General features: G+C 62.9%; 21 protein-coding genes. 15 read left to right on the top strand and 6 right to left on the bottom strand.

Annotated features, from left to right (window positions below):
• The first annotated feature begins 12 nt into the window (after nucleotides 1-12).
• The 8 genes from OIU93_RS07075 (at nucleotide 13) to OIU93_RS07040 (ending at nucleotide 8171) form a co-directional block, all read left to right on the top strand.
• A complete protein-coding gene (locus OIU93_RS07075) occupies nucleotides 13-1437 on the top strand; it encodes a malate:quinone oxidoreductase (protein ID WP_372342883.1) in 1425 nt (474 codons plus the stop codon).
• 487 nt (nucleotides 1438-1924) lie between these two features.
• Nucleotides 1925-2518 carry a hypothetical protein gene (locus OIU93_RS07070; protein ID WP_264269381.1) on the top strand — a complete coding sequence of 198 codons (594 nt, stop codon included), beginning with the start codon at nucleotides 1925-1927 and terminating at the stop codon, nucleotides 2516-2518.
• Entirely contained in the window at nucleotides 2511-3956 is a 1446-nt protein-coding gene (locus OIU93_RS07065; protein WP_264269380.1) for a multicopper oxidase domain-containing protein, read from the top strand. The genes OIU93_RS07070 and OIU93_RS07065 overlap by 8 nt, the downstream gene beginning before the upstream one ends.
• A gap of 4 nt (nucleotides 3957-3960) precedes the next feature.
• The gene (locus OIU93_RS07060) at nucleotides 3961-5472 is read left to right on the top strand and encodes a multicopper oxidase domain-containing protein (protein WP_264269379.1); all 1512 of its coding nucleotides are present in this window, start codon (nucleotides 3961-3963) and stop codon (nucleotides 5470-5472) included.
• A gap of 193 nt (nucleotides 5473-5665) precedes the next feature.
• Complete coding sequence (locus OIU93_RS07055; protein ID WP_264269378.1) at nucleotides 5666-6001, top strand: PRC-barrel domain-containing protein; 336 nt, start codon at nucleotides 5666-5668, stop codon at nucleotides 5999-6001.
• Nucleotides 6002-6422: 421 nt separating this feature from the next.
• A complete protein-coding gene (locus tag OIU93_RS07050; RefSeq protein WP_264269377.1) occupies nucleotides 6423-7115 on the top strand; it encodes a PRC-barrel domain-containing protein in 693 nt (230 codons plus the stop codon).
• 76 nt (nucleotides 7116-7191) lie between these two features.
• The gene (locus OIU93_RS07045; protein ID WP_264269376.1) at nucleotides 7192-7803 is read left to right on the top strand and encodes a hypothetical protein; all 612 of its coding nucleotides are present in this window, start codon (nucleotides 7192-7194) and stop codon (nucleotides 7801-7803) included.
• Between the two features lie 182 nt (nucleotides 7804-7985).
• Nucleotides 7986-8171 (top strand): CsbD family protein, encoded by a 186-nt coding sequence (locus tag OIU93_RS07040; RefSeq protein ID WP_264269375.1) that lies wholly within the window; start codon nucleotides 7986-7988, stop codon nucleotides 8169-8171.
• Nucleotides 8172-8348: 177 nt separating this feature from the next.
• Here the strand turns inward: OIU93_RS07040 and OIU93_RS07035 are convergent, their stop codons facing one another.
• The 3 genes from OIU93_RS07035 to OIU93_RS07025 all read right to left on the bottom strand — a co-directional run bounded on the left by OIU93_RS07035 (nucleotide 8349) and on the right by OIU93_RS07025 (nucleotide 10116).
• Nucleotides 8349-8537, bottom strand: a complete 189-nt coding sequence (locus OIU93_RS07035) for a hypothetical protein (RefSeq protein ID WP_264269374.1) — start codon at nucleotides 8535-8537, stop codon at nucleotides 8349-8351.
• A gap of 52 nt (nucleotides 8538-8589) precedes the next feature.
• Nucleotides 8590-8856, bottom strand: a complete 267-nt coding sequence (locus tag OIU93_RS07030) for a Rho termination factor N-terminal domain-containing protein (RefSeq protein ID WP_264269373.1) — start codon at nucleotides 8854-8856, stop codon at nucleotides 8590-8592.
• 219 nt (nucleotides 8857-9075) lie between these two features.
• Nucleotides 9076-10116, bottom strand: a complete 1041-nt coding sequence (locus tag OIU93_RS07025; protein ID WP_264269372.1) for a helix-turn-helix domain-containing protein — start codon at nucleotides 10114-10116, stop codon at nucleotides 9076-9078.
• A gap of 567 nt (nucleotides 10117-10683) precedes the next feature.
• On the opposite strand from OIU93_RS07025, the gene OIU93_RS07020 reads away from it, so the two are divergent.
• The 3 genes from OIU93_RS07020 (at nucleotide 10684) to OIU93_RS07010 (ending at nucleotide 16930) form a co-directional block, all read left to right on the top strand.
• Nucleotides 10684-11766 carry a glutamate--cysteine ligase gene (locus OIU93_RS07020; RefSeq protein ID WP_264269371.1) on the top strand — a complete coding sequence of 361 codons (1083 nt, stop codon included), beginning with the start codon at nucleotides 10684-10686 and terminating at the stop codon, nucleotides 11764-11766.
• Nucleotides 11767-12963: 1197 nt separating this feature from the next.
• Nucleotides 12964-16338 carry an efflux RND transporter permease subunit gene (locus OIU93_RS07015; protein ID WP_264269370.1) on the top strand — a complete coding sequence of 1125 codons (3375 nt, stop codon included), beginning with the start codon at nucleotides 12964-12966 and terminating at the stop codon, nucleotides 16336-16338.
• A 139-nt stretch (nucleotides 16339-16477) separates the two neighbouring features.
• Nucleotides 16478-16930 (top strand): pyridoxamine 5'-phosphate oxidase family protein, encoded by a 453-nt coding sequence (locus OIU93_RS07010; protein ID WP_264269369.1) that lies wholly within the window; start codon nucleotides 16478-16480, stop codon nucleotides 16928-16930.
• Nucleotides 16931-17243: 313 nt separating this feature from the next.
• Here OIU93_RS07010 and OIU93_RS07005 read toward each other — a convergent pair whose 3' ends face one another.
• Complete coding sequence (locus OIU93_RS07005; protein WP_264269368.1) at nucleotides 17244-18740, bottom strand: MFS transporter; 1497 nt, start codon at nucleotides 18738-18740, stop codon at nucleotides 17244-17246.
• Between the two features lie 157 nt (nucleotides 18741-18897).
• On the opposite strand from OIU93_RS07005, the gene OIU93_RS07000 reads away from it, so the two are divergent.
• Both OIU93_RS07000 and OIU93_RS06995 read left to right on the top strand, forming a co-directional pair.
• On the top strand, nucleotides 18898-20001 hold the full coding sequence (locus OIU93_RS07000) for an LLM class flavin-dependent oxidoreductase (protein ID WP_264269367.1): 1104 nt from the start codon (nucleotides 18898-18900) through the stop codon (nucleotides 19999-20001).
• Entirely contained in the window at nucleotides 19994-20446 is a 453-nt protein-coding gene (locus tag OIU93_RS06995; protein ID WP_264269366.1) for a MarR family winged helix-turn-helix transcriptional regulator, read from the top strand. Before OIU93_RS07000 ends, OIU93_RS06995 begins: the two co-directional genes overlap by 8 nt.
• Before the next feature lie 106 nt (nucleotides 20447-20552).
• Here the strand turns inward: OIU93_RS06995 and OIU93_RS06990 are convergent, their stop codons facing one another.
• Together OIU93_RS06990 and OIU93_RS06985 are read right to left on the bottom strand one after the other, a co-directional pair.
• Entirely contained in the window at nucleotides 20553-21065 is a 513-nt protein-coding gene (locus OIU93_RS06990) for a GNAT family N-acetyltransferase (RefSeq protein ID WP_264269365.1), read from the bottom strand.
• A gap of 89 nt (nucleotides 21066-21154) precedes the next feature.
• The gene (locus tag OIU93_RS06985) at nucleotides 21155-21520 is read right to left on the bottom strand and encodes an SPW repeat protein (RefSeq protein ID WP_264269364.1); all 366 of its coding nucleotides are present in this window, start codon (nucleotides 21518-21520) and stop codon (nucleotides 21155-21157) included.
• A 424-nt stretch (nucleotides 21521-21944) separates the two neighbouring features.
• Between OIU93_RS06985 and OIU93_RS06980 the strand changes: the two genes are divergently transcribed.
• Both OIU93_RS06980 and OIU93_RS06975 read left to right on the top strand, forming a co-directional pair.
• Nucleotides 21945-23591 carry an ABC-F family ATP-binding cassette domain-containing protein gene (locus tag OIU93_RS06980; protein WP_264269363.1) on the top strand — a complete coding sequence of 549 codons (1647 nt, stop codon included), beginning with the start codon at nucleotides 21945-21947 and terminating at the stop codon, nucleotides 23589-23591.
• Between the two features lie 177 nt (nucleotides 23592-23768).
• On the top strand, nucleotides 23769-24179 hold the full coding sequence (locus OIU93_RS06975) for a hypothetical protein (RefSeq protein ID WP_264269362.1): 411 nt from the start codon (nucleotides 23769-23771) through the stop codon (nucleotides 24177-24179).
• Nucleotides 24180-24181 lie beyond the last annotated feature (2 nt).

The raw sequence follows: 24181 nt of genomic DNA, 5'->3' as shown, positions 1-24181 counted from the left end.
GGCGCCGGTGTCATGAGCGCGACGCTCGGCACCATGATCAAGCAGCTGGAGCCGGGGTGGAGCATTGGCCTTTTCGAGAACCTGGACCAGGCCGGCCTCGAGTCTTCCTCCCCTTGGAACAACGCGGGAACCGGCCACTCGGCACTCTGCGAACTGAACTACACCGCGGCCGGCCCCGACGGCAGCGTCGACCCGGCCAAGGCCATCGGCATCAATGAGCAGTTCCAGGTCTCGCGCCAGTTCTTCTCGCACCTGGTGAAGAACAAGCAGGTTGGCGATCCCTCCACGTTCATCAACGCGCTGCCGCACATGAGCTTCGTCATCGGCGACGACCACGCCAACTACCTCAAGACCCGTTACGAAGCGCTCAAGCCCCACACGCTCTTCAACGAGATCGAGCACACCGAGGACCTGGACACCATCAAGTCCTGGGCCCCGCTGGTGGCCAACGGCCGCGACGAGTCCCAGCGCGTTGCAGCCTCCCGCGTGGTCTCCGGCACCGACGTGGACTTCGGTTCGCTGACCCGCCAAATGACCGAGAACCTTGCGGCCAACGGAGCCGAGGTCAACTTCGGTCACCGCGTTACCGGCATCAAGCGCGACGGCGCCGGATGGGATGTTTCCGTGCGCGACAACGCCACCAAGGCCAAGCGCACCGTCAAGGCGAAGTTCGTGTTTGTGGGCGCCGGCGGCGGTGCACTGGGCCTGCTGCAGAAGGCAGGCATCGACGAAATCAAGGGCTTCGGCGGCTTCCCTGTCTCCGGCCAGTTCCTGCGTTGCACCGACGATGCGATCATCGACCAGCACCATGCCAAGGTCTACGGCCAGGCCTCGGTCGGCGCCCCGCCCATGAGCGTGCCGCACCTGGACACCCGCTTCGTCGACGGCAAGCGCTCGCTGATGTTCGGCCCTTACGCTGGCTTCTCCACCAACTTCCTGAAGACTTCCTCGCTGCTGGACCTCCCGGCCTCGATCCGAGCGCACAACATCCTGCCGATGCTGGCCGTGGGCAAGGACAACCTGGACCTCACCGTGTACCTGATCAAGGAGGTGCTCAAATCGCGCGGCAAGAAGGACGACGCGCTTCGCGAGTACCTGCCCGAGGCCACCGGCGAGAAGTGGGAATTGATCACCGCCGGACAGCGCGTCCAGGTCATCAAGAAGGACTCCAAGAAGGGGGGCGTGCTGCAGTTCGGCACCGAGGTCATTACCTCCGCCGACGGCACCATCTCCGGGCTGCTCGGCGCCTCCCCGGGAGCCTCGACCGCGACCCCGATCATGATTGGGCTGTTGGGCCGCTGCTTCCCGAAGCAGTTTGCCGGCTGGGAATCCAAGCTCAAGGAGATCATCCCGTCCTATGGGGTGAAGCTCAACGAGAATGCCTCGCTCTACGCCGAAGTGCGTACCGAGACCGACAAGGTCCTCGGCCTCGCTTAACTAGTAGGTGCGCCGGCACCCCCTCCGGTTGGACCAAGACAGAAGCCCGATTCGTGGTTTTCCCTTTCGCATAGCGTGACGGGATCATTGAATCGGGCTTTTGCCATCCCGTCCCCCCATGCATTCCCACCGCATGGACGCCGGGTTCAGGGTCTGCACCCAAGACACCTCCTGCTGAGCATCTTCATCGCTCGGGGTTCATGAACCCCAGTCGCCCGCCCAAATTAGCGCGTCCCATCCGTTGAGCAAACCACCCGAAACATTGCGACGCGGACACAATCCCGCTCGAGCCCTTTACAGTGCCCTGTCCGCGGACCATACTGACTTCAATACTTGGGAAGTATTTACATCGTTGGGATTATCTCCGGTTCTTGGCTAACCCGGAGATTGCTTGGGAATTTGGGAACTTGGGGAGGTTGTACCAGCCATGCTTGAAACTTGGGGAAATCGCGCTGCTCCGCGCCATCACAACATCGGGTCGCGACCCGTGACACCGGAATCCGCTAGACCACTGCTTTCGCGACGCTCTTTCGGCATCACCATTGGAGCCTCACTCGTCCTGGGCGCGGGCGGCATCGCTGCATTGGCAGCCGCATTCACCGCCGCCGGACCGTTGGGCACCACCACCGTACAAACCAGCTTCGGACAGGCGCGGATATCTCGGGCCGAGCGCCAAGCAAGACTGGCATCCGGCGCCGCCACCGGAGGCGGCCACTCCGGGCACCAGTCGACAGTCGACGGAACCCGGCAACCGGTCAACATGACATTCGGGGACCATTTGCTTCTCCAGCTCGAGGTCTTCAATGAAAGTGACGAGGACCAAATGTTCTCGCCGGGGCTGCTGCGCATCCAAGGCAACAGCCAACCGTGGCTCGTCGTCAACCGTTGGAACGACCTCACCCCCGGTTTGATGGCCCCGGGGTCACAGGTTCGGGCCAATATCAGTTTCCTGGTTCCATCCGATGCCACGGCGTTCACAGCCCTATTCGATGACATCGCAAATCCAGGCGGAAACCCCGTAGAACTACCCTTGCCGGCCGTGAACTGGCGTCCCGGATTCCTGGAGGAAGCACATGTCTAGCGATAGCGTGCCCACAAAGACCAACGGCACAGAACCCGCGTCCACAACCGATTCCCACCCGGATGATCCCGGTCTCGATCGGTCCAGTGTATTGAAGCTCGGTGCCGCAGCGGCCCTGGGAACTGCCGCAGCCATGGCGGCAGTGGCCCGACCGGCCACAGCGGCCCCACCGCGCAGGGCCCGTGTCGCGGTTCCCGTGGCCGTCACCCCGCTGCCAGGGGTACTGGACCTCTACATCAACGAGGGCTACACAAGGATGGTCGATGATTCCCTGGTCTACCAGCGTGGATTCGGCGACCAGCCAACGGCCCTTCGGGACGCCAATCCGTCACTGCGCATCGTTCCGAAGATCTTCACCCGTGCCGGACAGGTGGTGGAATCACGGACCTATCCATTGAACGCGGCGCTTCCTCCCAACGGGACGCCGACACCTGCCGGACCGGACCCCGCGAACCCGGGCCAGTTCTTTATCCGGAGAAACCACTGGGCCAGCTATTTCCCGCAACGCACCATCATCGTCGAGACCGGTTCCAAGGTGCGGTTGCGCATTTTCAACCGCCTTGCCGGCACGCACCAGTTCACCGTTGCCCAGGGTGCCCACGGCCGCAGCGACATCACCACGGGACCGATACCTCCAGGCGGGGAAGCGCGGTTGGACTTCGACGCACCATACGCCGGCACCTACCTCTATTACGATCCAACGAATGCGCCGGTCCAGCGTGCGCTCGGGCTCTTCGGATCCATTGTCGTGGTGGACCCCGAGGACGCCTGGCGGGTCGCGCCCAACCAGATGGGCTTTGAAAGGCAATGGCTGTGGGTCACTCATGCCATTGACACCAAGTGGGCCAACATCGAGGCAGCCGGCGGTACCGTTGACCCAGTGGCAACCCCCGCCGTACCCCGCTACTTCCTGCTCAACGATCGCAGCGGATATGAGGCCTTGGGCCATTCACCCAACCGGGATATCAATCGACTGGCCCACGAGGAGTCGCTGATCTCCGGCTATCCGCGACAAGTCGATGTACGCGATTTCGGGGAAGACCTGACTCTGGGCACCATCCGCGGCGGGCAGGTGGTCAGGATGGTCAATGCCGGAATAGCGTTCCACCAAATCCACTTCCACGGCAACCATCTGTGGACGGTGCGCCGCAACAACGTCGAATGGCCGCGTGAATTCGGCCACGTGGATGAGGACGGACACGTGGTGCTGCAACAGTGGGAAGACGTGATCCAGCTCGAACCCATGGATCGGAAAGACTGCATCATCCCCATGAAGCGACCACCAGACGCCACAGACCAGGTCTGGTATGCCCGGACCGAAGACTGGAAATATCCCATGCACTGCCATGCCGAGATGTCGCAGACTGCGGCCGGCGGCATGTACCCCGGTGGGCTGGTTGCCCACTGGGAGCTTAAATCACCGGTGATCGGAGGCTAGGACCATGAGAACAACATTTTGGGATGCCATTAGCGCAGCTGCGGGTAAGGTCCGCGATTCCCGCCGGGACGACGACGACAAGAAGGGGTCTTCACGCAAGCCACGAGCCACAAAGTCACCCAAGCCCACGCCGACGCCGACACCCAAGTCGACGCGAAAAAGCACTCCAAAGCCGAAGCCGACCAAGTCCGCGACGCCAAAGCCAACGCCGACCAAATCGGTAACGCCAAAACCAACGCCGACCAAATCCGCAACACCAAAACCGACGCCGACCAAGGCCTCCACCCCGACGCCAACACGCAGCTCCACGGGGCCAACCTCCACCAGCAAGTCTGCGACGACATCGCCCAGCTCGACGGCGCCGTCGCCACGGCCCACGAGCGCCACACCATCCGATGACGATGGCGAAGAAAGGGATTACGACTCCCAAGCCGATTTCGCATCGCACCAGATGCAGCAGGACAATCCGGAGACGCTTTTTCGCCAGACTCCCCATTTGGAAGTCAACATGGACCTGTCGAGCCGCGACTTGCGTTTTCCCGACGGTGCGGAATTCGAGATGTGGGTCTTCCACAGGAGCGACTCGGGGCGCGGTTTCCCTGGCCCAACCTTGCGACCCATGGAAAAAAACATCTTCCATGCCACGGTGGAACCCAGCATGGGGCCACACACCATCCACTGGCATGGCATGGAGCCCGACCCCCGAAACGACGGCGTGGGACACACCTCGTTCGAAATCGACGACTCATACACCTATCAGTGGCAGCCCGAACCGGGGCGTGCACACGACCCGAACTACGGCGCGGCAGGCACCTATTTTTACCATTGCCACGTCAACACCCCGCTACACGCCCAGATGGGGCTGCTGGGCCCGCTGGTCATCGATCCCATCGTGCTGCCCGAATTCCCGGTTTCCCCGGGAAACCGGCGCGCCTTTGCCGACGGACCCGAATACGACATCGCCACTGAGTCGCTGATCATGCCGTTCTCGATCGATCCACGGTGGCACGAGATGGGACATGCTGCTGGCCTTTCGGGCGAAGATGTCGGGCTGAACCGTTTTGAACCCACCCACTTCTACATCACCGGCGGTCTTTTGGCCCAGCGCAAGGAACGGGAAGAAGAAGTGTGGGCACCGACCCAGCTGCCGATCAATGTGAAGGGAAACGGGAAGGCGCCAAGCCTGATGCGCTTCTGCGACGGGAACTACCTCCCCAACAGGATCACGTTCCTCCACGAAGACGGAACGCCAGCGCGCATCGCCGAGCTCATTGCCCACGATGGCCGGCCCTTCCGGCATACTTCGGCCCCCGGGCAACCGGCAATCCCCACCAGCATGCACCCGGATTCCAGGGCTCGTTTGTTCACCCATACCCTTACCATGGGTGCTGCGGAAAGATACGACATGCTTCTGCATCCGCCTGCGGCAGGAAACTACACGTTGAGAATTGACTGGAATGATTGGATCACCGGTCAGAGGGTAGGTCGCCGGGAGTTGAAGCTTATCGCCTCCTGAATCTCATCCCTGCCCACTCGAGCCTGTTACCTCCCGTTGCCCTTGAATGCATGGGTGCTCGGTGCTTTGCTTGCAGTGGATAACCCGTCACTCCGGATGCCCAGGTCGGCTTGCCCCTCCTGGGCATCCGTGTTCGCGCAGCGGCGTGGTACGGATGGTGGGAACGGGTGGAAAATCCAGGAAGGACACAGACATGCTGGGCCACGGCTACCTGAACGCATTGAAGAATGCCAAGAGCACTGTCTATGGTCCGGCGAGGGAAAAGATCGGGACCCTCGGGAACATTTTCATGGACGTGCGCACCGGGGACGCGGACTTCGTGACTGTTCGTCTCGGCCTGTTCGGAGCGGAGGAGCTCCTCGTCTCCCTCAGGGGTGCGGTGATCACTGACGGCCACCTGCAAGTTCGGTTCTCCAAGGATGTCATCAGGCACGCGCCAAAGGTCGACCCGGCTTCCGCGCTCGATGACGCGGAGAAATCGCTGCTGGATGGCTACTACTCGGTGATGGACCCGGACACCGGCGGATAGGCCCGTGTGGCCCGGGTGGTGATTCTCACCGTCGCTGGACAACGATGATGATCCCCTCGCGGGACTCCCGGCCCGGGGCATCGTCGTATTGGGATTTTCTCGATGCCCAGTTGTGGATGTTTCCAGCCGTCTCCTAGTGGTGCGACACTTTCTTGAATTGCGATGCCGGCAGTGTTTGGCTTGCGGCATGGGCGAGGCTGCGGGTCACACGCTTCCCGTTTGCCAGTCCGTGGCTGAGGTCGTGCGGGGAGGAAGTAGATGCCAGTAACTGGGCCGATCGTGGGCGGAGTAAGTCTCCGCTTCCGGGCGAATACGGCACAGGACATGACATGCCCGTTCCCCGCCACGCAGAAGAATCGTTCACGATACTGCGCCGGCCACTTCGAATCTCCTCCCGAGCTCCCCCGGAAAGGAAAACACCATGCTGAACAACGAAGACCTCAAGCCCCTGCTGGAAACCAAAGCCAACGTGTTTGGCTCCGAAGGAGAAAAGATCGGTACCCTCGGTCAGATTTATCTTGACGATGGAACCGACCTCCCACACTTCGCTACCGTGAAAACCGGTCTGTTCGGTTCGTCTGAAAACTTTGTGCCGCTGGATGATGCGGAAATCTCCAATGGACAGCTCTACGTCAGGTTCACCAAGCAATTCGTGAAGGACGCGCCCAACGTCGATCCCATGGGGCATCTGAGTCCCGAGGACGAGGATCGCCTCTACGACTACTACTCGCAGGCCGGTCTGGGCGCGAACCGTGGAGTCACTGAACCCGAAACACCAGAGACCCCGAGAGACCAGGACAACCTCGAACCCGTAGGCCTGAACCAAGACACCCCGCAGGGCGCCGAAGAACATGTGCACACCATCGGCCCCACGTCCGGACGTCCCCGAATCCGGAAGTACGTGGTTACCGAGCATCCAGTGGACGCATCGGCGTCCGAACAAGCAGGGGCATCCTACGGCCTTTCCGGGGAGCATGGCGCGTACCTCGATGGACCGCAAACGAACGACGTGGAGCGGAACGGAAACGAATCACTTTCCGAAGGTGACCGTAGTGCGACGGAAGACGGGCCTGAAATGAAGCGTCCCCGCAGCGGCGAACGGATGGATCCCTGAGAAACGGCCTTGGGGCACGAGCAGCTCCTTGCGAGGCAATACCTAACGGGTGACAAATCAAGAAAGAGGTCGTTTGATGGAAACCACGGGTTCAGGTTCGAGTACTTCCAGCTATCGAGCCAACGAGAGGTTGGCTCGGGAACGCAGCCAATTCGGTGGCGTCAAGGTCGGCAGTGCGTTCTTTGGCTGGGTGACCGCCATGGGAATCACTGTCCTGCTCACGGCGCTCATCACAGCCTTTGGTGCCGGCGTTGGTTTGGCCACCGACACCGATCTGGGTACCGCCACCGAAAGCGTTGCCGGCAATCCGGATGCCACCGCCTGGATCTCCGCCATTGTCTTGGTGTTGGTCCTGCTTCTTGCCTACTTTTGCGGCGGCTACGTCGCTGGCAGGATGGCACGCTTTAACGGGATGCGGCAGGGAATGGCCGTCTGGCTTTGGGCGATCATCGCCGCGATTGCCGTAGCCGCGCTCACAGTCCTTGCCAACGTCAAGTTCGAGGCCTTGGGGCAACTAAACGGCATCCCACAACTTCCCATGGACGGCGCAATGTCCGCTCTTGGTTGGATCGCGCTGGCAATCGCAGTCATCGTCCCGCTGCTCGGAGCAATCCTCGGAGGCCAAGCCGGGATGCACTACCACCGGCGGGTGGATCGCAACAGCGAAAACATCTATCGGGCGCCCTAGCTCGGCCGGATACAAGTTCGCGGAAAGGGAGGCGGGCAGGACATCGATGAATTTGTGGGCACGTCATGCGGGTTCAATACCCGAAAGCGGCTGTCGCGCTTCCGGGGCACGGCTCGCGGCCACTGTGGCCATGCACGTTACCGAATGTACAAAAATCTGGAACCAATCCTAGGAGGACCCCCGTGGGTATCGGAGACAAAATCGGCAATAAGGCGCAAGAGGCCGTAGGCAAGATCAAGAAGAATACCGGCGACGCAACCGACAACGAAAGCCTGCAGGCGGAGGGCGCAAGGGAAGAGGCTGAGGCCAGGGCGAAGCAAGCCGGCGAGCACCTCAAGGACGCCGCCCGGGACGTCACCGACAAGTGAGCAATCCACGCAGGGCTAAGGTTGCTCTTGCCTGCAGGACCTGGAAGGTGGGGTCGACCGCATCAGCCGTCGACTCCACCTCCGTCTTGTAATGCACGGGTTACTTCTGCCCTACGCCGCGCTGCTTTACCCAGCATCGAAGCGTGCGTCGTCTTCGTTCGAGTCTTCGGGCCCGCGCTAATTTGAACCGGGAGCTGTACTTCCCGGTTCTCCGAGCAAGTCCGCATCTCTGTCCTTGGCTTCTTCGTTCCTCGGGGTGCCGTTGTCCAGCAACGTCTCGGCGTCGCGCAGCGGATCAAAACTGTCCAGCGTCGGAGGAACGGACGTTTGGTCCTCCTGATCCCCGTCGGCATTCTTGTGAGTCATTTTCTGCCTCCTCGTTGTCAGTCAATTCGTCTCCTCGTTGTCAGTCAATTCGTTAGGAATTTCGCAGCGAATCGATCAGTTCCTTCTTGTTCTGCTTCGAGTAACCACTCAACCCGATTTCCTTGGCCCGGGCCTTCAGCTCTGGAACAGTCCAGTCTTCGTAGTCGCCTGCCTTTCCGCCCCGCTTCCCTACTTTCGACCTTCCGTCGCGGGCAGCCGCGTTGGCGATTCGAGCGGCTTTTTGCTTGGAATTTCCTTCGTCGCGCAACTTTTCATAGAGTTCATCGTCCTTGATCTGCGGAGTCTTGTCCTTTGGCATTGTCATGCTCCCTTCACATCGAACTGTCCCTGGCCACTCCCTTTGATGTGTCGAACACGCACACTTCCGCCCGGAAGGCAGAAGGACATTCGGCCACAAATGGGTGCTGGTCCCTTCCAGCGCAGTGGGGCGGTCCCCGGGGCTGTGTCTGCCACGCTACTTGGCCGTCTTCGGGATTCCAACCTTTTTGCATCCCTTTGATGCGGGGCCTGCCGGTGTCTAGAGTTCAGTCAGCGGCGTGTCGAGCATCCAGGCAAGTGAAGTTCCATCCACCCGCCCTTCGCGCATTCCTTTGAGATGTGCGCTAAACAGGTCGAAGGGTATCCGCGGCGATCGATAGGCGCGCGCTCGATCATGGCTGAGGCAATCCGGGTTGTGCCAAACGAGCAATTGAAGCGTTCCCTCGTCGGCATGCACAAGGGCCGGTCCGCGTTGGATCCCCAAGGCATCCAGCCGCTGGGCAAGGGCCTTGGCGGACACCCCTCTTTCCCACAGGAAGGCAGCCAGCTCGCGGGGGGACTGCTTGTTCCAGTCAATCGACTGCACGGTCTCTTCGGGGAGTAAAAGAGCATAAGCAAATTCCTTCGACCATTGGTCCCTGCGTCGTGCCCGATGGCCGATTTCCGGTTGTCTTCCGCCCACCAACTCCCCGAGTTCACGCGCAAGCACAAGGTTCGCTTGGTACCAAGCGCCCGTGCCGCGCACCACCACGTACGTGACCTCGCCGGCGACCATGGCCCGGGCGTCGAATGCGGGCCCCTCGGCCACCACGAAAACCCCGATGCCGTAGGCATTTTCAATGGCGGCGGGTAAGTCCTGCATGAAAGGTTGCGAGGAGCCGCGCGAGAGTAGGGAAGCTACGTGGGTCGCGGCTTCTTCGGGCGTTAGCCCCGTGGGCGGCACGGGCACAGATGGCGTAGTCAAGGCAACTTCCCGGTAGGCGCCCGCAGGAAAGGCAACGGTCTCGGCCACCCGGTCCAATCTGCCTCGGACATATGGCGGTCCTTCGGAATTGTGGGCGTCGGCCCGCGGGTCTCCCGTGATCAGCCATTGGAGCGAGACCTTCAGGATCTTGGCCAGAGCTGCCAGCTCACTGGCGCTAAAATTTCGTTGTCCGCTCAGGGAACGGCTTAAAGCATCTTGGCTCATGGCTGCTTGGCGTGCGATGCCTGATTGATTCAATCCTTCGGTGTTTGAACTGATGGCATCCCTGACGCGCAGACGAATTTGGTTCACCGGAATCGAGTCCTCCTTTCCCATCGTTCTTTTCCCAACTCATCGGTGTATGCGGCCGCAACCTCCCCCCGGGGGCTGTTCCCAGCATTGCCGCCCATCCGGGCCCGTGTAAAGATAAATGCATGGTGGCGTTCAAATGCCCTTTCCCCAAACGGGCGAGCCGGAATCCGGCAACGTGCGGGAAGATACCCTCCGTCATGACCGAAAATCCACGCACCACACCGAGGAACCAGCCCACCGGCTGGCCGTGAAAGCGGGTGAGGCAAGTTCAAGGGAGCCGTTCGCAACAGACCGATTTTCCCGTGGGGCTGGCTTCGCAAAGAATACGGTCAAGCCCAGTGGCACTTGAACGGGTGTCTCGTGGGAGCAGCCCGTGTTCGCCCATTGTCCGGGCACCGAATCGGCACGCTCGCACGTCAATATCCCGCATTCAATCCCTCCTTCCGCATACAACGTCCATTGATACCGCACTCCTTGACCCGAAAACTCGGAAAGCATGTCGGCCGAGTGCGGCACACCGTTCCACCCCGATTCCGCTCCCTCGCCATGGGGCTTCGACTTCCGGCTGCGGGTTACTGTAAGGAGTTCACCATGAGTACCTTTGGCATCGAAGAGGAATTCTTTCTCATGGATCCCGAAACCGGATTGCCCGCTGCTCCCAGTGAGAAGGCCCGCGAGGCGCTCATGTCCCTACGTGCGGGAGAGAGCAGTTCACAGCACGAGCTCCTGGATTGCCAGATCGAAATGGCCACGCCCGTTTGCTCCTCCGCGCAGCAGGCCCTGGATTCTGTCCGTGGCTTCCGGCAAGGCCTTGCGAGGACTGCATCGGGGCACGATCTGCTTGCAGTCTCCCTGGGCACAGCCCCGCTGATCGGGGCATCCGCAGCCGGGATCGCCCCAACCGAACGCTACAGGGAGATACACCGGTACCTGCCTGGCATCAGCAGCGAGCAATATGTATCGGGTCTGCACGTGCACGTCTCGATCCAGGATTCCGAGGCCGGGGTGCACGCCCTCAACGGCATCCGTAGATGGTTGCCCGCGCTGTCGGCTCTGGGCGCAAATTCACCGTTCTGGCGCGGGCAAGACTCGGGGTTCGCCTCGTGGAGGAGTATCCACTACCGTCAATGGTCGGTGCAGGGAATTCCGCCTTATTTCACCGGAGCGGATGACTACTTCAAGCGGCTAGAACGAATACTTGGTTCAGATGTGGTTCTTGATGCCGGCCATATCGGGTGGGCGGCCCGCCTTTCAAACCATTATCCGACCATAGAAATCCGGATTTCCGATGCCCAATTGCGGGCCGACGAGTCGGTGACGTTGGCGTTGATCATCAGGGCACTGGTGGAGACGATCATCCGTGAACCCGTTCCGCAGGATGGAATACATCCTGAGATGCTTGATCTCGCCTTCTGGCAGGCGGCTAAGAACGGCCTGGAGGGCAACCAATTGCACCCCGAGACCGGCGATAGAGTACCGTCCGATCAACTTGTGCGAGTCCTGCTCGGCCATATCGGCGATGCGCTGGATGAGAACGGCGACCTCGAGTTCGTGAAAGCCGCCACGGACCAACTTCTGACTCGCGGCAATGGTGCCCGGCGACAACGAGAGAGCATGGCCCTGGGCGGAATCGACCGGGTCATCAATGACGCGGCAAGCGCGCTTGCGGCCTGAGTTCTGGCCCGCCCCTCGAAGACGGGCAAGCCCCAGGCAGCGAAGGGCGGGATGCGTTTCGGTGCCGCATCTCACCAAAGCCGATCCGCACAGCATCCTCTCTCGTGAAACCGACTAATCCATCGACGGTGGCCTGGTGGTCGGGTCGGGGTGCGGCATGGGGTCTGGCCCCGGGGCCGGGCTCGGCGAGGGGAACGGGTCCGGGTCCGGGTCCGGCGAAGGATCGGGAATAGGCGATGGATAGGGCCCAGGTTCCGGATCGGGATGGGACGGGGGCCCTGGCGGAAAGTCGGGACCTGGTACCGGGTATTCCGGATCCGGACCCGGCGGCGGGCCCGGTGGGGTCTCAGGCGCGGGCTCGTGCTCCGGAGGAAGCGTGAGGCCCTGGGGATCGCGGAATTCTGGCGTTCCTTGGCCGAACTGCTTGAACATATTTTCTCCTCTGACTGTGGGAGTAGAAAGTCGTTCCTTCGCGGATTCCACTGGCAGCCGGGCACCATGACCCGGCTCGTTTGACCGTTCGTCAATCGTTGCACGGGACGCAGAGGTCAGTCCACCGTATCGACATCACGACTGTCGAAAGCGCCAGCGCCAGCGCTTCCGGCAGGCAATATCCAAGCGCATCGAGGTTTTACCAACACGCGGTGCAGGAGCCCGAACAAATCGGCCAAATATTTTTCGGGTTTCCTGTTCCCCGCGTCCGTCGTTCGATAATGTCTCCTGCATAGAAACTAGCCAGAAAGAAGATTCAGGATTCACATAGTGGCCCCACGACCTCTTAGAAATTACCCGGGCATGGGCCCGGTGGGGCGATTACGGGCAGCTATGGGCAATCCACTCGTGGGAAGTCATTCCACTCAAGGTCGTTGCACGTGCGTTCGACGACCGGGTTCCACCACATAGTGTTCATACGCTGGATCTTCAGCACAGCGTCACACTGCATCCCTCCGGGATACGCACGCAAAAGTCTCCTTCGAGGGGTGCAGGGAATAACATTGGGGGATCCTGCACCCCTCGAAGGAAAAGGTCCCAGACTCCGGTGCCAGGGAGGCCTTTTCCGCCATGAGCGCCCCAGCGATGGCGTGTGGCTCTTCCCGGAAATCAAGGTACGCCTCTGGGTGCATTCGCGACCGCCGCAGGCCAACTAGAGTTGTTCTCGGAGCAATAGCGAACAAGACAAACTTTCTAGGATGGCAGATGCACCGGCTGGCGGCACTATCCCTGGGCAATCGCGCCCTCATCGCATTGATCACGGTCTTTGTGGCGGTGTTTGGCGTGATCACCATGGGGCAGCTCAGGCAGGAGCTCATCCCCGCACTCGAGTTCCCGCGGATTTCGGTGCTGGCATCCCAGCCTGGAGCTTCTCCGGAGGTCATCGACGGGCAGGTGGCCCAGCCACTCGAGGGCGCGCTCCAGGCAGTGGAGGGCTTGGAATCCTCCTCCTCCACCTCGCAAACCGGCTTCACGACCCTCTCACTGTCCTTCGCCTACGGAACCGATCTGGACCGGGCGCGCGCCCAGGTCGACAAGGCCATCTCCAATGCCAAGTCCTCGCTTCCCGAAGACGTCGAACCCTCGGCCTTTGCCGGTTCCATCGCCGACTTCCCCATCGTCTATCTCGCGGTTTCCGGGGGCGAAAACCTGAACGACCTGCGCGCGGACGTCGAGCGTCTGGTGCTGCCCAAGCTCTCCAAGGTGGAGGGCGTACGTACCGCAGAAGTTTCCGGCGGCACTTCCCAGCACATCGCAGTGCTTCCCGATACCGCCAGGCTTGCCACGGAACGCCTCAACGGCAACGACCTGAAAAAGGTCATCGAGGAAGGCTCCGGACTGATGCCGGTGGGCCGTCTGGACACAGAGGGCCTTGACCTGCCCGTCACCTCCGGCTCCTCCATCGATTCCCTTGACGCCGTCAAGTCGCTGCCGGTGCGGGGAGCCAGTGGCGTTCACGAGCTCTCGGAGCTGGCCGATGTCAGCATGCAAGAAGACGCCGCCACCTCGATCACGCGCACCAACGGGATCGAGACGCTGGCCGTGTCGGTGACCAAGAAGCCAGACGGGGACACCGTGGGCATTTCCCATGCAGTCGCCGCGCTGCTGCCCGAGCTCGCCGCGCAGCTGGGGCCCGACGCGACGTTCACCACGGTCTTCGACCAGGCCCCCTTCATCGAGCAATCCATCCACGATCTCACCGTCGAGGGACTGCTGGGACTGGGCTTCGCCGTCGTGGTCATCCTCATCTTCCTGCTTTCGGTGCGCTCCACCCTGGTCACTGCGATCTCCATCCCGCTGTCCCTGCTGGTGACCTTCATAGGCCTGCGCACCGGCGGCTACACGCTGAACATGCTCACCCTGGGCGCGTTGACCATCTCCATTGGCCGCGTGGTGGACGACTCCATCGTGGTCATCGAAAACATCAAGCGCCACCTCGCCTATGGCGAGGAAAAATCCAAGGCCATCCTCACCGCCGTGCGCGAGGTGGCCACAGCGGTGACAGCCGCGACGCTGACGACCGTGGCAGTGTTCCTGCCCGTGGCCCTGGTCGGCGGCATGGCCGGGGAACTCTTCCGACCGTTCGCGCTGACCGTGACCATTGCCCTGCTGGCCTCGCTGTTGGTCTCCCTGACGATTGTCCCGGTGCTTGCCTATTGGTTCCTGGGCCACAGCCGGCCAGGGGCAGCCGATGCCGCAGAGGCCAGGGCGGCTGCCGAAAAGAGGGAAGCGAAGTCCTGGCTGCAGCGCGGCTACTCCCCCATCCTGCGCAAGACGCAGAAACACCCCGTCATCACCTTGACGGCCTCCGTTCTCCTGCTGGGACTTACCGTCGTCTTGATCCCGCTGGTGCCCACCAACCTGCTGGGCGGCACCGGGCAAAACACCTTCTCCGTCACCCAAAAGCTGCCGGCCGGTTCTTCCCTGGAAACCACCATGAAGGTGGCCGAGCCGGTGGAGGAGGCGCTGCGCGGGCTCGATGGCGTCGTGGATGTGCAGCTGACGGCAGGTTCCCCGTCCGGCGGCTTCGCCGCGTTCCAGGGCGGCGCTACCGACACTGCCGGTTTCACGGTCATGACCGATGCCGACGCCGACCAGGAAGCCATCCAAGCCGCCGCCCGCGCCGCGGTGGCTCCCCTGGCCGGCGACTCCGAGATCTCCATCTCCGCCGCCGAGGGCGGCCGGGGCGGCTCCTCCGCGATCACCGTCCAGGTCGGCGCGCCCACCCCGGAGCTGCTCACCGAGGCAACCCATGCCACTGTGGCGGCCCTGACCGGAATCGAGGGCGCGACAGACCTGGGCGACAACCTCTCCGAGGCGCGCCCCCAGGTCTCCATCGACATCGACAGGGCCGAGGCAGCCGCAGCCGGGCTCTCCGAGGAGCAGATCGGCGCGCTGGCGGCCGGGACGCTCTCCCCCGTCCCCGCGGGCACCGTGCGCCTTGGCTACACGGACTACCCGGTGCTCATCGGCGAGGGAACAGAGCTCACCGATCTTGACCAGCTGCGGAACCTGGTTCTGCCTGCCGCGGGCGGCACCGTGAAACTGGGCGACGTGGCGACGGTGGAGCGCTCCGAATCCCCTGCAACCATCACCTCCTCCAACGGGGATCGCATTGCCACGGTCTCCGTCACCCCGGGGGAAAACGATCTGGGTGCGGTTTCCGCCGAGGTCGCCAAGCGCCTCGAGTCGCTCACCCTGCCCGCGGGAGCCACCGCGGAACTGGGCGGGGCGGCCACCGAGCAGGCCGAGTCCTTCGGCCAGCTCTACCTGGCGCTGCTGGCGGCCATCGCCATCGTCTACGTGGTGATGGTCGCGACCTTCAAGTCGCTCATCCAGCCGCTGATCCTGCTGGTCTCCATCCCGTTCGCCGCCACCGGCGCCATCGGCTTGCTGCTGCTGACCAAGGTGCCGCTCGGCCTGCCGTCCCTGATCGGCATGCTGATGCTGGTGGGCATCGTGGTCACCAACGCGATCGTGCTCATCGACTTGATCAACCAGTACCGCAAGCCGCGCGACGGGCACCCGGCCATGGACCTTGCCGACGCCATCCACCACGGTGCCCGGCAGCGCCTGCGCCCGATCCTGATGACGGCACTGGCCACGATCTTCGCGCTGGTCCCGATGGCCCTGGGCCTGACCGGTGGCGGCGGATTCATTTCCAGGCCACTGGCCGTGGTGGTCATCGGCGGGCTTCTCTCCTCCACCGCGCTGACCCTGATCCTGGTGCCGGTGCTCTACCACCTGGTGGAGGGCGCCAAGGAGCGGGCGGCCAAACGCCGCATCGACAGGCACTCCGAACCTGGCACACGGGCCGGAACCTCGGTTGTTGTCACGCCGACCGAACCGACGCGGGAGCTGATCACTGCCATGGCAGCGGCCGGGCGCACGCCGCTTGCCGATGGCGCATCCGTCGGGGCGGGCAACTCGGGCAACGGCTCGGTACCACCGCCGGTCAGCGCCACGGGCACCGCAGCCTCGGGCACCTTGATCAATCCGGCCACCGGGATGATCCCGCTGACCCGCAAGGAACGCAAGGAAGTCGAGGACGTGCTGAGGAATCAGCCAAGGGATTCCTGAGCCGGAACCGGATGCGGGGCGCCATCCCCGCCCATCGGGCCGGCATCATTCCGTCCCCCTGAACTCCGGCGGCCACACTGGCCCGGAAAACGGGTACGGTCCTCTGGCCACTTTGTCCGACCGCACGTACGCTCAAGTCATGGAAAAGGAACAGACACACACGGACGTTGAGGCCCTCGAATCCAACCAGTGCCTGGAACTGCTTCGAGCGGTTTCCCTCGGCCATCTCGCCGTGAGCCACGGCGACATGCCACAGATCTTCCCGATCAACTTCACGGTCGACCACGGCACCGTGGTATTCCGCACCGGACCGGGAACCAAGCTGGACACCTTGCGTGCCCAGCCCCACGTTGCCTTTCAGGCGGACGGGGTGAACCCGGAAACCGGCGTCGCCTGGTCGGTCATGGTCCAGGGCAAGGCGGAACTTTTCGGCGGCATCGAGGAAACGCTGGATTCCTTCAACCTCATGCTCTTCCCCTGGGAATCCGGGCCCAAGGACCAGTTCGTGCGCGTCATCCCCAGCTCGATGACGGGGCGGCGGTTCAAGGTTGCCGATCCGCTGACCTGGTGGAAGCACATGCGCCACGGATAGGCCCTACTACTTCTGGCAGTACTTTTCACCGGACTTCGCGGCGCTCGGGGATGGTCCGCGCATGTCCATGAAATTCCCTGCCGGTGACGATGGACAAGCACGTCAAAAGGAGTATCGTCGAAGACGTCGGGACCCCTCAGGACTTCAATGTGGCTCTACCGGCCTATACCGCGCTCCAAGGAATCCAGGAGCAAGGTGTTCGTGCCGGCAACCCACGAGAACTTGAAGCGCGGGTCCCGACGCCCACACACCACATCCGCTCGCGGGATGCCGTGCGTCTCGCGCGACGGGAACTCCTCCCCCACACGCCCGCCTACCGGTGCTTCCCGGCAAGTGCGGTATCCTCGAGGGCATTTCGCGGCACGGCGAACAGCACCAGTGCGCACACGATCCCCGTCCCGCCGCAGATGGCCCAAACGATCATGTATCCGGCCAATGGCGCAGCGGTGTTTTCCACCGCCGTGTTCGATGCCGCCCCGGCCACCTGGCCGATGAGGGCCAGCCCGAAGACCGCCGAAGCGAAGGAACCTCCAATGGTCTTCACCGCATTGGTCAGCCCGGTGGCCATGCCGGTCCGGTGATAGGGGGCGGCTGCCGCAGCCGCCGCCGGCAGAGCCGCGATCAACGCCCCTGAACCAACGCCTGCAACCACCATGTTTGCCAACACCTGGGCCAGCGAGGCATGCAACGGCAGGAACATCAGATACCCGATGCCAACGAGCGCGCTGGCCGAGACCAGCGTCGCCTTGGCACCCACAAGTCGCGCAGCCACCGGGAACAGCAACGCCCCCACAAGCATCGAAAGCACATACGCCCCAATGATGACCGAGACGCCCGATGCGCCCAGCCCGAGGCCATACCCATTGACGGCCGGGTCGGTGCGGGCGAAGGTGCTCATGGGAATCTGGGCCCCCAGGACCGAGACGCCAAAGAGTCCTGCGGTCAGCTGCACCGGCCACATCGACCGGGCGAAGAGGACCTTGAAATCTATCAGCGGATCGGCCTGCTTGTTTTCGTGGCGGTAGAACACGTAAAGCACGGCCAGGCCCAGCACCATCGATCCCCATGGCAACGGGCTGCCGGCGCCGTTGATCCGCAGGAAGCTCAGTCCGCTGGTGAGCAGCAGCAGCCCGGTGGCCAGGTAGCCGAATCCCCCGCCGTCAATCCTGGCCCCGTTGCGCTCCCCGTCATCGGGCACGCCGAAGGCCACGGCAAAGATGCAAATCGTCGTGGCGATGGCGGGGATCGTCATGGTCAGCGGAACACTGCCGCCGAAGACCCCGATCAGCGCGCCGCCGGCCAGCGCACCGGCAATCACCCCAACTTCGAGCGCCCCCACCAGCAGCCCCGCCGCGCGACGGGCCACCGGGCCGGGGATGCCCAGTTTGCGGGCGCGTGAAAAGACGATGGCTATTTCCAGCGGCAGCCACACCGCATAGGCCCCCTGCAATGCCCACGCGACCAGGAACGTGGTGAAGGATCCGGAAAACACCACTGCCCATGAAGCCAGTGCGGTGACCACGGCCGAGAGCAGGAGCATCTTCTTGTGCCCGAAGATGTCCCCGAGTGATGCCAACAGCGGGACCGCCAGCGCGCTGACCATGAGCTGGGCGGCCTCGAACCAATTCACATCCGCATCGTGGATTCCCAGATGGCCGGCGATGTCGGTCATGAGCGGCGTGTAGTAGCCCTGCAGGATCCCGCTGGTGAGTTCCACGATGGCCAGGAAGCCGACGATCCCGGCCACCGAGTTCCAGCGCACCGGATCCCGGCGGGCAGGGTCCTGGTTGATCGATAAAGGCGTGTCCATGGCCGGAGCCTACCGCGAAGACGAAGCGAGTCGTGAGAGACGCCACATGAACCCTGGGGAATTATTTGGTGACGATTCTCGCTATTCCATGCAAACGCATATAAATCTGGCATACTGGTTACCAGAGCGAAGTCCACCCAGCCCAACAGGAGGCATCATGCAGTTCGGCATTTTCTCAGTCAGCGACATCACCCGCGATCCCACCACCGGCAAAACTCCGAGCGAGGCCCAGCGCATCAAGGACATCGTTGCCATCGCCAAGAAGACCGAAGAAGTCGGCATGGACGTCGTCGCCATCGGCGAGCACCACAACCGCCCGTTCTTCTCCTCCTCCCCCACCACCACCTTGGCCTACATCGCGGCGCAGACGGAGAAGATCATTCTCTCCACTGCCACGACGTTGATCACCACCAATGACCCGGTGAAGATCGCCGAGGACTTCGCGATGCTGCAGCACCTGGCCGACGGCCGCGTGGACCTGGTGCTCGGGCGCGGCAACACCGCCCCGGTCTACCCCTGGTTCGGCAAGAACATGCAGGACTCGGTGAACCTGACCATCGAGAACTACAACCTGCTGCGCCGTCTCTGGGACGAAGACACGGTGAACTGGGAAGGGAAGTTCCGCGCCCCGCTGCAGAACTTCACCTCCACCCCGCGCCCGCTCGATGACGTGGCCCCCTTCGTCTGGCACGGGTCGATCCGCACCCCGCAGGTCGCCGAAATCGCGGCCTACTATGGCGACGGCTTCTTCGCGAACAACATCTTCTGGCCCAAGGAACACTACATCCAGCTGATCAACCTCTACCGCGAGCGCTACGAGCACTACGGCCACGGCCGCGCGGACCAGGCCATGGTGGGCCTTGGCGGGCAGTTCTTCATCCGCAAGAACTCCCAGGACGCCAAGAATGAATTCCGTCCGTACTTCAACAACGCCCCGGTCTACGGCCACGGCCCCTCCATGGAGGACTTCACCGACCAGACCCCGCTCACCGTGGGCTCGCCGCAGGAAATGATCGAAAAGACCCTGACTTTCCAGGAGGCATTCGGCAACTACCACCGCCAGCTCTTCCTGGTCGACCACGCCGGCCTGCCGGTCAAGACCGTCCTGGAGCAGCTCGACCTCTTCGGCGAAGAAGTGCTGCCCACGCTGCGCAAGGAACTGGCCAGCCGCAAGCCGGCCGACCACCCCGAGGCACCGACCCACGCGAACCGCGTTGCGGCCCGCGACGCCAAGCTCGCCGCCGGAAAAGCCAATGTCTAGCCAGGCCTCGCTTCGTTCCGCGTCTGCCGCCTGGGAAGCAGTATTCCGGGCGCAGGTCACGGTGATGCGCGAGATCCAGAAACTCCCGGAGTTCAAGGAGCTCAGCACCCGTGAATACGATGTGCTCTTCAATCTCTCCAGGTGTTCCTCCGGGACCAGCCGGCTTTCGGACTTGAACCAGCACCTGTTGATTTCCCAGCCGAGCCTCAGCCGCATGGCTGACAGGCTGGAAGCCAAGGGCCTGGTCTCGCGCCGGTCGGATCCCACCGACCAGCGGGCTGTCCTTATTTCCTTGACCGAGGAAGGTGCCCGGCTGCAGAAGGCGATGGGCCGCGAACATGTCAAGGGCATCCACGACCTCATTGGGACCGCGCTCTCCGACGAGGAATTTGCGACGCTGCAGCAACTGGCCACCAAATTGCGCCAGCACGTGGAAGCGCCGTAGCCACTAAGTCCACACCGGACAATCCACAGGCCACGGGTGCCAAGGAATCCACCTTCCTTGGCACCCGTGGCCTTTTGCCTGCCCAGGCCGCGCCGACGGCTCCACGCTAGACCCCGAACGGCTCCGCATAGCGGAAGTTGCCCTTGGGCAGTGGCATCGGCGAGAGGTTCAACACCATGAAATAGTCGCCCCAGGACGGATCCGAGGGAATGATCCCATGGGGCACGGCCGGCACGTACCCCAAGCGCCGATAGTATTCCGGCTCGCCCAGCAATATGATCGCGCGCTCCCCGCGCTGGGCGGCGCGATCCCGGATCTCATTCAGGAGTGCGGTCCCGACCCCATGCTTTTGGTCCCCGGGATCCACCGACACCGGGCCAAGTCCCAGCAACGGAATGTCCCCATCGAGCCATCCGCGCGTGGCGATCGCATGACCTGCCAAGTGGCCATTGACTTCTGCCACCACGGAATATTCGGGTAGGTACCCTTCGCAGGAATAGAGTTCGGACAGCAACGCCGCTTCCCCGGGTTCCCGGGCGGCGTCCGAGTCGGCGAATGCGCGCACGGTCAGCTTGCGGATCTCCTGCCGATCTGCCGGTTTCTCGCTTCGAAGCCTCATGCCACCAGCCTATGGCCAAAAGTATTCAAAAACCGCTAAGACGCAAGTGAAAGGCCCGGTCGGGAACCGGGCCTTTGAATGTTGATCGCCTAGTGCGAGCCAACCGGATGATGCTCGTGGTACATGCGCATCGTCGGCTTGATGGCCATTGCCGAGGCAACCAAAGCGACAATACCCGGAATCCAGGTATGCCATGCCACCATCGGCGTGCCCGAGGCGAAGCTGCCCATCCAAGGCGAAGCAACAACCAGCGCCGCCACGACCAGCTGAACCCATTCGGCCGCCGGCATCCCGGGGGCAGCAAGGTTGATAACGCCAATAACGATCAAGGCGATACCACCGGTCAGCATGTAGGCGGCAGACTGTCCCACTTCCGTAGTCCAGGTCATGGCCAAGACCGTGTAAAGGCCAGCGGCCACGGCGACCCAATTTTGCCATGCAGTCCATCGCTTCATGGTCTAGATCTCCTTTGTCTTACGTCCATCCCCCGATCCACGGCTTCTCCGGAATCGCGAAGGTTGCCCGTGCGGGCACCGACGGTGCAACGGGCCCCACTTGCCTGGCACATTGCCCCTTCGGTTGTCATCTCATCCTGCCCGCAGCTCCCGCGCGGGGGTAGGGTCCAAAGTCACGGTCGGTGGGACGAACCCGCATGCGGGGCAAACTCCAAACTGAGTCGCTGTCCTTCGCTGCGTTCAGGCATCATCAAAACGGTGCCCAACGGATCCAAGGTGCAGCTACCGGTAACGAAGTCGGGTTCCTGGATCCAGACCAGCCATAACTGCCAAACAGACTGGATGGGTTCGCAATAGCTGCGCTGAGACCGGACCCTGGATGACCGATGACGGGCAACGGGTCCGGGGAAACTAAACTGGTTCAATGACTGCAACACTCGTGGCCAAGGACCTTGCCGGCGGCCATGCCAACCGGACACTATTTTCCTCCCTCAGCTTCACCGTCTCCCCCGGGGACGTCATCGGGGTGGTGGGTGCCAACGGGGCTGGCAAATCCACGCTGCTGCGATTGCTCGCCGGGGTGGACGTTCCGCTGGGCGGAACCGTCTCCAGCGCACCGGACGGCGCGTTCATCGGCTGGTTGCCGCAGGAACACGAACGCATCGACGGAGAAACCATCGAGGCCTACCTGGCCCGGCGCACTGGCTGTGCTGCGGCAACCGAGGCCATGGAATCCACCGCCGAGGCCCTGGGCTCCGGGGCACCGGGTGCCGATGACGCGTACGCCGCCGCCTTCGAGCACTGGATGGCCAGCGGCGCGGCCGATCTTGAGGACCGGGCTCCGGCGACGCTTGCCGAACTTGGCTTCACCCTGCCCACCGAAACCCTCATGACAGCACTCTCCGGCGGACAAGTGGCCCGCGTTGCCTTGGCGGCCCTGCTGCTTTCCCGCTTCGACCTGGTGCTGCTGGACGAACCCACCAACGACCTTGACCTCGCCGGGCTCGAACGCCTTGAATCCTTCGTCTCTTCGCTGCGCACCGGGGTCGTTCTGGTTTCCCACGACCGCGAGTTCCTGGCCCGCTGCGTGACCCGCATCGTCGAGCTGGACCTGGCACAAAACCAGGTCGCCGTGTACGACGGCGGCTACGACTCCTACCTCGAGGAGCGGGCCATTGCCCGCCGCCATGCCCGCGAGGCCTACGACGAGTTCGCCGACAAGAAGGCGGACCTGGTTTCCCGGGCCCGCACCCAGCGCGAGTGGTCCTCCCAGGGTGTGCGCAACGCGATGAAGAAGAACCCTGACAACGACAAGTTGCGCCGGAAGGCGTCCAACGAGTCCTCGGAGAAGCAGGCGCAGAAGGTCCGCCAGATGGAATCGCGGATCAAGCGCCTCGACGAGGTAGCCGAGCCACGCAAGGAATGGGTGCTGCAATTCGAGATCGCCGCCGCCCCGCGTTCCTCCACCGTGGTCTCCACGCTCAACGAAGTCTCCATCACCCGCGGCGAATTCACCTTTGGGCCCGTCTCAGCGCAGGTCAACGCCGGGGACCGCATCGGCATCACCGGCCCCAACGGGGCCGGGAAGTCCACCCTGCTGAAACTGCTGCTAGGGCACCTGGCGCCGGATTCCGGATCGGCCACCTTGGGGTCCTCGGTGGCCATCGGCGAGATCGACCAGGCACGCAGCCACCTTGACGAAGACACCGCCCTGGGCGACGGATTTGAACTTGCGGTTCCCCAGATGAACCCGGCCGAGGCTCGCACCCTGCTGGCCAAGTTCGGCCTCAAGGCCCACCAAGCCGCATCCCTGGTGCGGGATCTGTCCCCGGGCGAGCGGACGCGGGCGGGCCTTGCCCTGCTGCAGGCACGCGGGGTGAACCTGCTGGTGCTGGACGAACCCACCAACCACCTTGACCTGCCAGCCATCGAGCAGCTCGAGGAGGCACTGGAGTCCTACGAGGGAGCCCTGCTCCTGGTGACCCACGACCGCCGCCTGTTGGACAATGTGCGCCTGGATGCACGCTGGCACGTCGAGGCCGGAAAGGTGCGCCTGGGGATCAACTCCTGACGCCCGGTCGGCGCGGGCCCGGTATCGAGCTATTCCCAACGTCCGCCATGGATTCTGCGCTAGGCGGACCCGTGGACGGTGACCATTCATTGCTAAAGGGGACATGTTCGGGACATGCTGAAATTGTTGCACGTAGCGTGTGCCAACCTACTGGACGGTACGTCGAAAGTGGTCTCCATGAAGAAGTCAGTTTCCAAGCGTGTGCCCCGATTGCCTTTGCTTTCCGGGCAGGCAACCCCGTCAGCCGGTGCCTGGATCATCCAAAGGAACGAGGCACCATCCTATGATGCCCCGACCTGTGAACGCTGTGACACCAGCGAATATCTTGTCTATGAAAACGTCACCCTTCTGCTCGACTCCAAAAGGGTCCAGCCTCCATGCTGGGACGTTGAATATTGGTGCGGCGCGTGCGAGTCCTTCTACGGGATGCTCACCACCTACGTGCCCGAAGACCGCCAGGCCGTCAGGCTGGCGGCGGAGAATCCCCGCTATGTGCACTACCGCGTGACAGAGCTGGATCGCGGCAACAGCACGAAGGTTGCCCGTGGTGCCCGCCAGCAGCTGCCCGGTTTGACCGCAGTCGATTAGGG

The organism is Paeniglutamicibacter sp. ZC-3, from assembly GCF_025847175.2.
In the GTDB taxonomy this organism is placed as follows: Bacteria; Actinomycetota; Actinomycetes; order Actinomycetales; family Micrococcaceae; genus Paeniglutamicibacter; species Paeniglutamicibacter sulfureus.
The sequence above is the reverse complement of the archived record's forward strand: the minus strand, read 5'-3'. Positions and strand labels throughout refer to the sequence as shown.